A 12,144-nucleotide genomic window follows, 5' to 3' on the forward strand; every position below is an offset into this window, starting at 1 on the left:
CCTATCGGCAAATACGCTCCAGATAAGGGAGTAGAAACGGGAGACGTCGAGTGAAGGCAGGCAATCATTCCTATCGCCGGGCGACCGACATTGACACTGTCATTCCCGTGTTTCCGCTTTCGGCGGCGTTGTTGTTGCCGGGCGGGCATCTTCCGCTCAACGTCTTCGAGCCGCGCTATCTGGCGATGACCGACCGCGCGCTGGCTGGCTCTCGCCTGATCGGCATGATCCAGCCGCGCCTCGATGGAGCAATCCGCGCCGATGGCGAGCCGGAGCTCTGTCAGGTGGGGTGTGTCGGCAGGCTCTCTTCCGTATCGGAAACAGGCGATGGGCGTTATCTCGTCACCTTGAACGGCATATGCCGTTTCCGGGTGATCGAGGAAATCGCCGTGAAAACGCCCTTCCGCCAATGCCGGATCGTTCCCTTCGAGAGCGACCTGCACGAGAATGAAGACGATGAAGAGGCGATCGACCGGGGCGCTCTCTTACGGGCGTTCCGTGCCTATCTCGACGCCAACAATCTCGAAGCCGATTGGGACAGCGTGAACCAGGCCGAGAATGCGAGTCTCGTCAATGCGCTCTCCATGATGGTGCCTTACGGTGCGGCGGAAAAGCAGGCTCTTCTGGAAGCCCCTGACCTGAAAACGCGCGCGGATACGCTGATCGCCATCACCGAAATCGTTTTGGCGCAGGGGCGCCACGGTTCCGGTCGCCAGTTGCAGTGAACCGGCATCGAGGCGGAGCAAGCCATGACGCAGACACTTGAAAACCCGATCGATCCCAAATTGCTCGAACTTCTCGTGTGTCCGCTTACCAAGGGGCCGCTGGTCTGGGATGGGGGAACGGGTGAGCTTCTTTCGAAAAGCGCAAAGCTTGCCTATCCGGTGCGCGACGGCATTCCCATTCTCCTTCCCTCCGAAGCGCGCTCTCTCGATCCCGAGCGCGCTTCACGGGGCTGAAGGCCGGTGCTCTTGCAGTCAGAGCTGTATATCTGACAGCAGCGCTCTATTCGCGAAAGCTCTCCTTGGGACCTGCCGCACGGCGTGATCCGCGCAGGCTCGGCAGAGCAAGCATGATCAGCACGAACAGGCCGGTCGCCAGTTTCAGGTCGGGTGGGGGCATGCCTGCAGCAAGACATAGCGAAACCAGCTGATAGTAGACAATGGCGCCGACGAAGGGCGCCAGAAGCTGGCGCCATACCTTTTCCTTGCCGACGATCGCTTCGCCGATCATCAGGGCCGCAAGGCCGTTGATAAGGATGCCAAGGCCCATATTCACGTCGGCGAAACCCTGCGATTGCACCATTAGCGCGCCGCTCAGCGCTGAAAAGGCACCGGCAAGGCCTATGCCGCCGATAGTGGCCGCCCAGACATTGATGCCTTGCGCTTCGGCCATCACCGGATTGGAGCCGACGGCGCGCACGGCGGTGCCCTTCTCCGTCTTGAAGAAGAAGTTGAGGAGGGCGAAAACGACAAGGGTCAGGAAGCCGGCTGCCACGATCTTGGCCACTGGAAAGCCAGGCTGTGCGAAAGGCACCCAGTCGAAGACCGTGGTGGATCCGAAGACCGACAGGTTGGAGCGGCCCATGATGCGCAGGTTGATGCTGTAGAGCATCGTCATGACAAGGATGCCGGCAAGCAGCGTGTGGATGCGGAACCGCAAGTGAATGAAGGCCGTGGAGCATCCGGCGACGAAGCCCGTGGCAAGCGCAAGCGCTATTGCAATGAGCGGCGAGAACCCGGCGGCCATGGCGACGCCGCACACGCAACCGCCGAGCGGAAAAGCGCCCTCGCTGGTCAGGTCGGGAAAGCTCAGCATGCGAAACGGGATCATGATGCCCGCCACCACGAAGCCGAGGATGAGGCTCTGGGCAAGCGTGACGGGAATGAGCGAGAGGAAGCTCGACAGGGTCGTTTGAATGAAATCCATGGGTCAGCTCGCCAGCATCATGCGATCGGTCTTGGTGGAGAAATGACCGATCAGATCGGGCACCGTCACGCGGCTCTTCTCCTCTCCGCCGATTTCAAGGCGGACCTGGCCGGCATCGAGCATCACGACGCGGTTTCCGTAGTCGACGGCATGCTGCATGTTGTGGGTTACCATGAGGGTGGTGAGCTTCAGCGCATCGACCGCACGCACGGTGGCGTTCATGACGATCTCGGCGGTGCGTGGATCGAGTGCGGCGGTGTGCTCGTCAAGCAGGAGAAGATCGGGCGAGCCTCCGACCGCCATAACCAGCGACAGCGATTGCCGCTGGCCGCCGGAAAGAAGATCGACGCGGGTGTTGAGGCGGTCTTCGAGGCCGAGGCCGAGCATGGCGAGCCGTTCGCGGTAATCGGAGAGGCGCCTTGCATTGAGGCCAGGCCGCAGTGTGTGCGGCTTACCGCGCAGTTCTGCCAGAAGCATGTTTTCGGCGACAGTCATGCTCGATGCGGTTCCGAGCATGGGGTCCTGGAAGACGCGGGCGATGTGGACGGCGCGCTTGTGGACGGGCTTTTCGGTGATGTCGTCACCATTGATGACGATGTTGCCCGAATCAAGTTTCAGCGCACCCGAGATGGCGTTGAGCATGCTGCTCTTGCCGGCTCCGTTGGAACCGATGACGACAGCGAAATCGCCATTCCCAAGCTTGAGATTCAGCCCGTTCAGGGCGATTTTCTCGTCCGGCTGGCCTTTGTAGAAAATCTTGCGCGCCGCGCGGATTTCCAGCACCGGCACCTCCCTGTCATTGTTTCTTGCGAGCGGCTTGCGAGGGGCCGCATGCAATCAGAAAAACACGAAGGGCCGGCTCTTGAAAGCCCGGCCCGAGTTCAAGTGAAAGCGGATGCTTTTTAAGCCCCGCTTTCGTGTGCGGCTTCGCCTATTCGGCAATACAGCCGCAATCGGCGAATTCATCCGGAATGGTGAGGCCGAATTCCGCCATCACCTTGCGGGAGATGCGCGGGGCGTGGTCCTCATAGGCCGGATTGACCGGTGCGATGGTCTTCGGATCGGCACCCTTGAGAATGTCGACGGCGATCTTGCCGGCATTCATGCCGACCTGATGGAAGTTCACCGCAAGGCTTGCCGGCACGATGCCGTCATTGACCGCGCTCTCATCGGAATTGATGATCGGAATGCCTGCCTGGCGCGCTGCTGCGGCCACGGCCGCGATGGCCGGCTGAAGCAGGTTGGAGGAGGGCGTGTAGATCACGTCGGCCTTGCCGGCCAGCGATGCAATGCGCTGCTGGATGTCGTTGACATTGTCCACGCCGACCTCGACCACCTCGAAGCCCGCGTTGGTAGCCACTTCCTTGACCTTTTCGAGCAGGGCCACGTCGTTTGCCTCGCCGGGATTGTAAGGCTGGCCGAAACGCTTCGCGCCGGGGACGAGTTTCTTGGCAAACTCCATCACGGCGGCGATGTCCTGAAGATCGGTGGCCCCCGTCATGCCCTCGTCGCCAGCCTCCATGGAGGGGACGAGCTTGGCCGCTACGGGGTCCGTGACTGCGGAAAACACGATCGGAATGCCGGATCCGGCGAGCGCTTTCTTGGCGATCTGGGAAACCGGCGTCGTGACCGTGAAGAGCAGCGCGGGCTTTTCAGCCTGCAGCTTGGCGATCATCTGCGGGACGAGCGAGGCGTCGAAATTCGTGTGGCTCTCGGAATAGACGACGTCCTTGCCCTCCTCGTAGCCATTGCCGGTCAGCGCCTGCTTGAAGCCCTCAATCGCTGCATTGAGCTGCGGATGCTCGCCGAAATTGGCTATGCCGATGCGGATCGGGTCCGCGTTGGCCGCGCCCAGGCTGAAGAAAAGGGCGCCGGCAGCGGCAAGGCCGCGAAGCCATAATGCGGATTTGCGGGTCATGTCTTCTCTCCCGTTTATGCGCAGACGAAAACGGGCCGCAGGCCCGGTGGCCTTGCCCGTTTCGTCCAGAATGATCGAAGAAGGCGGGGCTTGCCCATTCCTCCGCCGGATAGATGCCGCGCGCCGCCCTGGCGCTCGCCTCCCACCCTTAGCGAAGGCATCATATCGCGAGCACAGAGGCTGTCAAATGCTATATATAATTGTTGTGATCGGATCAGATTATATATAATCATGTCGGCAAAGGGAGTTTCTTGCAGATCGGTATGAGTGACAGACGCCAACCTCAAACCAAGATGGAAGCCGCTTATCGCGCATTGCGGCGGGATATTCTTGCTGCCCGGCTTCTGCCCGGCGCGCCGTTGCGGATTGCTGCGCTTTGCGAGGAATACGATCTTGGCTGGACCCCGTTGCGCGAGGCGCTTTCGCGCCTTGAAGCGGAGCGGCTGGTCACGGCGGTCAGCAATCGCGGATTCGCTGTTGCGCCCGTTTCACCCCGGGAGCTGGCCGATCTTTCCAAGGCGCGCATCCCCGTCGAGGCTGCCTTGCTGGAGGAATCCATCCGGCATGGAGGCAGCGACTGGGAAGCGGGTGTGGTGACCGCGCACTACCGTTTGTCGCGTTGCAGCGTGCCGACGGCGGAGCTTTCGGAAACCGCGTTGAACGATTGGGTTGAAAAGCATCAGGCTTTTCATGAAGCGCTTCTGGCTGCGGCGGACGCTGCCTGGCTCAAGCATTTTTACGGCCAGATATGGGGACAACTCAGCCGTCACCATATCTTCCTGACCGTCAGGCCAACGCTGAAGGCCATTGCAGCTGACGGAAAGGGGCAGGCGGCGGCTGTCGCGGCCTTGCAGGACGCCATGGCGCTTGACCAGCACACACGCCTGATGGAGCTTTCGCTCGACCGGAATGTGAAGGGAGCGGTTGCTCTGATGAAGCAGCATGTGACCGCGGCAGCAGATGCATTTGCCTTTGCAGATGAGGAAAAAGAGGCGTGAGCGACCGGCGCGATGCAACCTCTTTGTTCGCGAGTTTGTTCGTCGGCATCTTTTTCTCTCTGATGTGGTGTAGCCGGGCCTTCGCCCATGCTTCGGATCGCGGGCATGTTCTGCTTCTGCCCACGCATTACTATCTCTTCGGCGGTATGCTTGCCGTGGCATTGAGCTTTCTGGTCCTGGTCTTTCTGCCTCCAGAAGGGCTCTTGCGGCTTTCTTCTCAGCGATTGCCAATCGCTCGGATTCGCTTCGACGGGCGCGGGTTTGTCAGTTGTCTTTCCGCGCTCTTTCTGGCCGGGCTCATCTACACAGGCTTTGCAGGCAGCCGCGATCCGTTGTCCAATCCGCTGCCCCTGACCGTGTGGACGCTGCTCTGGGTCGGCTTGACCCTGTTTCAGGGTTTGGCGGGCAACATCTGGGCATGGCTCAATCCCTGGTACGGACCGTGGCGGTTGATATTGCGCCTCGGCGTGCCGTCGCGAGGTTTTCTGCGCCTGCCGCGCGCCATCGGCATGATACCGGCGGTGCTCCTGCTTTTCGCATTCGCCTGGTTCGAACTCATCTATCCCGCGCCGGACGATCCGGCGCGACTGGCCATAGCGGTCCTCACCTACTGGGTCTTTAGCATGCTCGGGGCGGTCATTTTCGGCTATCATGGCTGGTCGCGGCGGGTGGAGTTTCTCACGATCTTCTTCACGATGATTTCACGGCTCTCTCTCTTTTCGCTACGGCGGGAGACAGGGAGAAGCAGGGTTCTTTTCGTTGGCGTTCCCGGACACAAGTTGCGCGACACTGCCGCGCTGCCGCTTTCGGGCATACTGTTTCTCCTGCTGGCTTTGAGCTCGGTTTCGTTCGACGGCTTCATGCGCACGTTTCTGTGGCTCGGGGCGATCGGCGTGAACCCGCTGGAATTTCCTGGCCGCTCGGCAGTGGTGCTGCCCAACACGATCGGGCTTCTTTCGATGTTCGCTGCCCTGTGCACGGCATTCCTGCTTGCCGTGCGGGCCGGCAATGCGCTCGCGGGAGGCGAGCCGCCCCGGCGCGCGGCGGGTCATCTGGTGTGGTCGATCATTCCCATCGCGCTCGCCTATCATTTCTCGCATTATCTCGTGGCTTTCGCCATCAACAGCCAATATGCGCTTTCTGCCCTCTCTGATCCGCTCATGCAGGGATGGGATCTGTTCGGCACGGCAGACATGTATGTTCAGGCCGGTGTTGCGCTTGGTGCGGAATCCGCCTGGAAAATCTGGAACGCGCAGGCGTTCGCCATCATCGGCGGCCATGTATTTGCAATCATTGTCGCGCATATGATCGCGCACAGGCTTTATGGGGGGCGCAAACGCGCCGGACTCAGCCAGATACCCCTTGCCGTGCTGATGGTTCTCTACACCGTTTTTGGCTTGTGGCTCCTTTCCGCTCCGACGGGCGGATAGGACAGATTGAGCTTTCGGGACGTGAAACCCGCAATTGTCGGGGCAATATGCCTGATTTCGGGCATATCAGGTAACTCGTTGTTTCTTCGTCATTTTATCCATTTTGCGCGATTTCGTTCAGGGTGAAAGTGTTCTAAAAAGACGGGGATTGTTCCGTTGCGGCAGTTTCTGTTGTCAACGGATTGGATTGGTGATTTAGTTTGTACACAAGTGATTTTTCCGGTGTCTGGAACTGCTTCCGTCATCGAGAACGCTCGGTCAAACATCACAAGAATGGGGAACTGGCATGAGTGAAGATCGCATCCTGAAGTTAGACCGCCGCAACGGCCTGAGCCGTCGCACCACGCTGAAAGGGCTCGGCGCCGCCGCCGGTCTCATCGCCGCGCCGGGCTTCGTGCGCTATGGCCAGGCGCAGTCTTCCGCGCCGATCAAGATCGGCTTTCAATGCCATCGCACGGGCATAGGCGCCGCCTATGGCCGCTGGTATGAAAGGGTGACGGCGGCTGCTGCCAAGCGCATCAACGATGCCGGCGGCATCAATGGCCGTCCGCTGGAAATCGTCATCGAGGATGACGGCACCGACCCCAAGCGCGGGGCAGAGGTGGTGGAGAAATTCGCCAACCAGCACAAGGTGGACCTCGTATATGGCACGCTGTTTTCGCATGTGGTTGTCGGTTCCGCCCCGGCGGCTGGCGAGCTCAAGATTCCCTATTATGTCGTTAGCGAGGGCTACCACGTCGCTTCCGGCAAGTTGAACCGCTACTGCGTGCAGCCCGGCATCACCGACGTGAAGGCGCAGGTCCGTTCCGTCGCCCCCTGGATCGCCGGCAATCTCGGCAAGAAGGTCACGCTGGTCTATCCCGACTATGCCTTCGGCCACGATCACCGCGATTTCTTCGAGCCGGCAATCAAGGCGCAGGGCGGCGAGGTCGTCGCCAAGGTTCCGATCCCGCCGACGGAAACCTCCTTCACCCGCTACTTCCCGCAGATACCCTCCGACACGGATGTGATCTACCACGTGATGGTGGGACCGGCGGTTCTGACCTTCGTCAAGGAGCTGGGTGAATTCTTTGGCTCGGGCGGTCCGCAGCTGTTCGGTTTCATCGATTCGCTCGAGGCGGTGGACATCAAGAGCCCGGGGCTGGAATTTCTCGAAGGCAGCCATTTCTGGGAGGGCATGCCACGCTACGCACAGCCCGATCAGCCCGATTATGTCACCGCCTACCGCGAAGCGGTGGGGATCGACGAAAACGGGGCGAGCACCGGCGATGCCAAGGATATCTCCACGGCGGCCCATATGTTCGGGTGCTGGGAAACTCTGAACATCATCAAGGCTTCGATGGAAGCCTGTGGTTACAGGGGACCGGAGGACCGCGCTGCCATGATCGAGGCGACCGAGGCCATGACCGAAATGGAAGCCGGGCCCGATCATCCGCAGGGCAAGAAGCTTTTCAACGGAAAGACCCATCAGGTTTTCGGCGAGCAGAGCATCAGCCAGGTCTCTGACGGCAAGCTGAAGGTCGTGCACCGCACTTCCATCGAGGATGGAAGCTACGAGCCGGAAGCCGACTACACGACGATGTCGTTCTGAGGCCGGTGAGTTCGGGTATTGCCGTGCGTGCCGCCATTCTCGCCCTTCGACAAGCTCAGGATGAGGATGGCGGCATGGCGACGCCTTGGCTGTTTCGGTCTCCGGTTGCCAATGCAAACCCTCACGGTGAGCTTGTCGAACCACGAGGGTGGAAGCTGGCGTGGCAATCCTCGAAACTGCATTTCCACCCAGGTCACCAAGTCCCCTCATGAAAGTGCGCTTCTGAATGGCCTTTGGACCCTATTTCCTGCTTGCTTCGCTTGAAGGTCTGGTAACGGCGGCAGTTCTGTCTCTTATGGCGCTGGGATTATCTCTGGTCTTCGGCGTGATGCGGGTGGTGAACGTCGCCCATGGCGAATTCTATATGCTCGGCGCGGTCGTCGCCTGGTGGGTGGCGTCGCTGCTCGGGGGTCATCCAGCCATCGGTTTCCTGCTGGCGCTGGTCATCAGCCCGCTGGTGGTGGCTGCGATTGCATTCGTGGCCGAAAGACTGGTACTCAGCCGCCTTCACTACGAGCCGGAAGCCACAATCGTTGCCACGATCGGCCTGCTCTACATCATCCAGCAACTGGCGCTGACCTTCTACGGTCCAGAAGCCCGCCCGGTGCAGGCGCCGTTCAATTATCGCATCAGCCTGCCCTGGTTCGGCTATTCTGCCTACAAGCTTTCCGTCATAGGCTTCTCGGTGCTCATGATGCTTGCCACCTGGCTGCTTCTGACGCGTACCAAAATCGGCCTCATCATGCGCGCCACCCAGTTCGACCGGGAAACCGCACAGGCCTTCGGCATACCGGTCGGGCGCGTCTATGCCGGGGTCTTCGCCCTGGGCGCTGCACTGGCGGCGGTTGCTGCTGTGCTGATCGTGCCGATCCAGCAGGCGCATTATCTGATGGGGCTCGATCCGCTTCTCCTGTCCTTCATCGTGGTCATCATCGGCGGGCTCGGCAGTCTGCGGGGCACGGTGGTGGCGGCGGTTCTGATCGGCCTGTCCGACGGGATCATCTCCATGTTCTTTTCGCCGACGCTCGCCAAGATGCTGGCGACGCTGCTGGTCGCGCTGGTTCTCGTGTTCCGGCCGCAGGGCCTGTTCGGGACGGCGGCGCGATGAGGCGGGGCGGGGAGGCGTGGCAGGAGCGGATCGGCATGAAAATCCAGACGAACCTTGCGCCTTCCGCAAAGAGCCTCGCGCTGCATGCCGGCGTGGTGCTCCTGCTTCTGGCGCTCAATTTTCTGCTGCCGGAATATCACCGCGGCATCTTCGCGCGCGTTCTGGTGCTGAGCGTGTTTGCGATGGGCTATAATCTGGCCTTCGGTTATACGGGGCTTCTCAGCCTCGGCCACGCCATGTTCTTTGCCGCCGGCCTCTATGGGGCCGGACTTCCCATCTATCATCTGGGCTGGAATGTCTGGCCGGCCTTCGGGGCAGGGATACTCGCCGGTGGCGCTCTTGCGCTCGTGGTGGGGTTCCTGGCGCTGAGGACGACGGGCGTCGCCTTCATGATCGTGACACTGATGTTCGCGCAGGTCTTCTACCTGACGACGCTCTATTTCACGACCTATACGCGGGGCGAGGAAGGGCTGGTTCTGCCGCAGGCCGTGCGGCGTCTTTCCCTGCCCGACGGCCCGCTCGATCTCAGCGACCCGTCGACGCGCTATCTCGTGGCGCTCTCGCTCTTCACCGTGGTTCTTGCGGCGATCCTCTTCCTCGTGCGCGCGCCCTATGGGCGTTCGCTCGTCGCGATCCGCGAGAACGAGGAGCGCATGCGGATGCTTGGATATGACGTCTTTGCCAACAAGCTGGCGGCCGTGGTCCTCTCCGGAACCTTCTGCGCTGCGGCCGGGGCGGCCTATGGCGTTCTTTTCGGTTATGTCGGTTCGGGCTTTGCCTCGATCCAGTATTCCATCCTGCCGCTGTTGTGGGTGCTTGTCGGCGGCGCGGCAACGACGCTCGGGCCGCTGATCGGCACGCTCTTCATGTTCTATGTCATCGATACCGCCTCCAGCTATACCACCGCGCATCTTCTGGTGGTCGGGCTCGTTCTCATCGGGGTCATTCTTTTTTTCCCGAAAGGCATTGCGGGGACGGTGCGCGAAAGGTGGTTGCGATGGCTTCCCTGACCCCGCTTCTCATCACGCGCGATCTGTGCCGCTCCTTCGGCGGCCTGCGCGCCGTGGACCAGGTGGACTTCTCGCTGCCGGAGGGGGAAACCCATGCAATCATCGGCCCGAACGGTGCGGGCAAGACTACCTTTGTCAGCTTGATCTGCGGGCGGGTTGCGCCTACCTCAGGCAGCGTGGTCTTCGATGGAACGGACATTTCCCGCATGCCGGCCCACAAGCGTGTGCGCGCGGGTATTGCCTATACGTTCCAGATCACCAGCGTGTTCGCCAATCTCTCCGCCTTCGACAATGTGGCGCTGGCGGTGCAGCGCCGGCTGATCGACGATCACGAGCGCGGGCTCACGTCCCGGGCGCTGGTGGAGCACGGCATGGATGCGCTCCACAAGGTCGGGCTTGCGGCCCTTGCAGACAAGGTGGCGGGCAATCTCTCCTACGGACATCAGCGATTATTGGAGGTGGCCATGGGGCTTGCGCTCAAGCCTCGCCTGCTGATCCTGGATGAGCCCACACAGGGGCTTTCCGACAGCGAGATCGAGAATTTCATTTCTCTCGTACGCCAGATTGGCGAAGAAGCGACGGTGCTTCTGATCGAGCATAATATGGATGTGGTCATGGCGCTGGCGCAACGCATCACGGTCATGGAACAGGGGCGAGTGCTGGCGCAAGGCGGCCCGGCCGAAATCCGCGCCAATCCGGCCGTCCAGCAAGCCTATCTCGGAGGGTGAGATGACGGCGGCGCTCAGAGTGGAAGGTGTCGACAGCCATTACGGCCATGTCCAGGTGCTGCGCTCCTTCGAGCTGGAGTTGCGGCGCGGCGAAGTGCTGTGCCTGCTTGGCCGCAATGGAGCCGGCAAGACCACCGCGCTGAAGACCATCATGGGCCTGGTGCCGGCAACGGCGGGACGCATTCTGCTTGGCGATATCGAGCTTTCCGGCCTCGCGCCGCATGAGGTGCCCCGCGCCGGTGTGGCCTATGTCCCGCAGGGGCGGCGGTTGTTTGCGGAAATGACGGTTGGCGAGAACATCGAGATTGGCCTGATGACGCGAGGAAAGGGCCGGGCGACGCGGGAAAGCGTGCTCGATCTCTTCCCCGTTCTGCGTGAGCGGTTGACCCAACGCTCGGGCACGCTTTCGGGCGGTGAGCAGCAGATGCTCGCCATGGCGCGCGCGCTTTGTCTCGAGCCACAGGTGCTTTTGCTGGATGAGCCCACCGAGGGGCTGATGCCCTCCATGATCGCACGCATCCGCGAAACCGTCGCGGGGCTGCGGGAACGCGGCGTTTCCACTATTCTGGTGGAGCAGCGGGTGGATGCGGTTCTGCCCGTTGCGGACCGGGTGGCGTTTATCGAGAACGGGCGCAATCGTGAGACCGTGGCAGTCGAGCAACTGCGCGCGGACCCGCAGATGGTGCATCGCTATGTGGGGGTTGGGTAGGTACAGGGTGGCCTGTGCTGCGGTGGAGCGGCGTTATGACAGCGTCACTCCGGCCTCCTTCATCTTCGCCGTCATTGTGGCCAGGGAACCGCCAAGGTCTATGGCGCGGCACCCTTCAAGGATGACTGTCGCGTCGAACCCCTGGCGGCGGGCATCGAGTGCCGAATAGGCAACGCAGAAATCCGTCGCAAGGCCGGCCAGCGTCACTCTCGAAATGCCCCGTTCCCGAAGGTAGCCGGAAAGCCCCGTCGGCGTTTCGTGGTCGTTCTCGAAAAAGGCCGAATAGCTGTCGATCGCCTTGCGAAACCCCTTGCGGATGATCATCTCGGCGCTCGTCCATTCGAGCTCCGGGTGGAATGCCGCTCCGGCTGTGCCCTGTACGCAATGGTCCGGCCAGAGCGTCTGTGTTCCGTAAGCCATCTCAACCGTTTCGAAAGGCGCTTTTCCCGGGTGCGAGGAGGCGAAGCTCGAATGGCCGGCGGGGTGCCAGTCCTGCGTCAGCACCACATGCTCGAAGCGACCGATGAGCGCGTTGATGACCGGCACCACCTGATCGCCGCCGGCGACCGCCAGCGCGCCGTCGGGGCAGAAATCGTTCTGCACGTCGATGACGATCAGGGCTTCATTTGCCATTGCGCTCTTCTCCTTCTCGCGAGTTTCGGCGAAGGTGGACCGAATGTTCCCCTTTGACAAGCGGCGGGAGGAGCGTATCATTTGTATGCG

13 protein-coding genes are annotated in these 12,144 nt (G+C 61.4%); 9 read left to right on the forward strand and 4 right to left on the reverse strand.

Annotation, left to right across the window (positions count from 1 at the left end; translation table 11 throughout):
* Window positions 1–50 precede the first annotated feature (50 nt).
* Complete coding sequence (locus tag NA8A_RS20820) at window positions 51–725, forward strand: LON peptidase substrate-binding domain-containing protein (protein ID WP_009452386.1); 675 nt, start codon at window positions 51–53, stop codon at window positions 723–725.
* A 24-nt stretch (window positions 726–749) separates the two neighbouring features.
* The gene (locus tag NA8A_RS20825; protein ID WP_009452387.1) at window positions 750–959 is read left to right on the forward strand and encodes a Trm112 family protein; all 210 of its coding nucleotides are present in this window, start codon (window positions 750–752) and stop codon (window positions 957–959) included.
* A 46-nt stretch (window positions 960–1,005) separates the two neighbouring features.
* On the opposite strand, the gene NA8A_RS20830 is transcribed toward NA8A_RS20825, so the two are convergent.
* From NA8A_RS20830 to NA8A_RS20840, 3 genes are all read right to left on the reverse strand, one after another.
* A complete protein-coding gene (locus NA8A_RS20830; RefSeq protein ID WP_009452388.1) occupies window positions 1,006–1,929 on the reverse strand; it encodes an ABC transporter permease in 924 nt (307 codons plus the stop codon).
* A 3-nt stretch (window positions 1,930–1,932) separates the two neighbouring features.
* Window positions 1,933–2,712, reverse strand: coding sequence for an ABC transporter ATP-binding protein (locus NA8A_RS20835; protein WP_040673281.1), 780 nt, complete (start codon window positions 2,710–2,712; stop codon window positions 1,933–1,935).
* 148 nt (window positions 2,713–2,860) lie between these two features.
* Window positions 2,861–3,847: an ABC transporter substrate-binding protein gene (locus NA8A_RS20840; protein WP_009452390.1), complete on the reverse strand. Its 987-nt coding sequence runs from the start codon at window positions 3,845–3,847 to the stop codon at window positions 2,861–2,863.
* Between the two features lie 263 nt (window positions 3,848–4,110).
* Here NA8A_RS20840 and NA8A_RS20845 point away from each other — a divergent pair, with 263 nt between their 5' ends.
* The 7 genes from NA8A_RS20845 (at window position 4,111) to NA8A_RS20875 (ending at window position 11,421) form a co-directional block, all read left to right on the forward strand.
* Window positions 4,111–4,845 (forward strand): GntR family transcriptional regulator, encoded by a 735-nt coding sequence (locus NA8A_RS20845; RefSeq protein ID WP_051018044.1) that lies wholly within the window; start codon window positions 4,111–4,113, stop codon window positions 4,843–4,845.
* The gene (locus tag NA8A_RS20850) at window positions 4,842–6,275 is read left to right on the forward strand and encodes a hypothetical protein (RefSeq protein ID WP_009452392.1); all 1,434 of its coding nucleotides are present in this window, start codon (window positions 4,842–4,844) and stop codon (window positions 6,273–6,275) included. Before NA8A_RS20845 ends, NA8A_RS20850 begins: the two co-directional genes overlap by 4 nt.
* Before the next feature lie 286 nt (window positions 6,276–6,561).
* Window positions 6,562–7,866 (forward strand): ABC transporter substrate-binding protein, encoded by a 1,305-nt coding sequence (locus tag NA8A_RS20855; RefSeq protein ID WP_009452393.1) that lies wholly within the window; start codon window positions 6,562–6,564, stop codon window positions 7,864–7,866.
* 226 nt (window positions 7,867–8,092) lie between these two features.
* Window positions 8,093–8,974 (forward strand): branched-chain amino acid ABC transporter permease, encoded by an 882-nt coding sequence (locus tag NA8A_RS20860; protein ID WP_009452394.1) that lies wholly within the window; start codon window positions 8,093–8,095, stop codon window positions 8,972–8,974.
* Between the two features lie 35 nt (window positions 8,975–9,009).
* Window positions 9,010–9,984 carry a branched-chain amino acid ABC transporter permease gene (locus NA8A_RS20865; protein ID WP_040673285.1) on the forward strand — a complete coding sequence of 325 codons (975 nt, stop codon included), beginning with the start codon at window positions 9,010–9,012 and terminating at the stop codon, window positions 9,982–9,984.
* On the forward strand, window positions 9,972–10,712 hold the full coding sequence (locus NA8A_RS20870) for an ABC transporter ATP-binding protein (RefSeq protein ID WP_009452396.1): 741 nt from the start codon (window positions 9,972–9,974) through the stop codon (window positions 10,710–10,712). Before NA8A_RS20865 ends, NA8A_RS20870 begins: the two co-directional genes overlap by 13 nt.
* 1 nt (window position 10,713) lies before the next feature.
* Window positions 10,714–11,421 (forward strand): ABC transporter ATP-binding protein, encoded by a 708-nt coding sequence (locus NA8A_RS20875; protein ID WP_009452397.1) that lies wholly within the window; start codon window positions 10,714–10,716, stop codon window positions 11,419–11,421.
* A 33-nt stretch (window positions 11,422–11,454) separates the two neighbouring features.
* Here NA8A_RS20875 and pncA read toward each other — a convergent pair whose 3' ends face one another.
* Entirely contained in the window at window positions 11,455–12,054 is a 600-nt protein-coding gene (pncA, locus tag NA8A_RS20880; RefSeq protein ID WP_009452398.1) for a bifunctional nicotinamidase/pyrazinamidase, read from the reverse strand.
* Between the last annotated feature and the right edge of the window lie 90 nt (window positions 12,055–12,144).

The sequence above is a fragment of the Nitratireductor indicus C115 genome, from assembly GCF_000300515.1.
In the GTDB taxonomy this organism is placed as follows: domain Bacteria; phylum Pseudomonadota; class Alphaproteobacteria; order Rhizobiales; family Rhizobiaceae; genus Nitratireductor; species Nitratireductor indicus.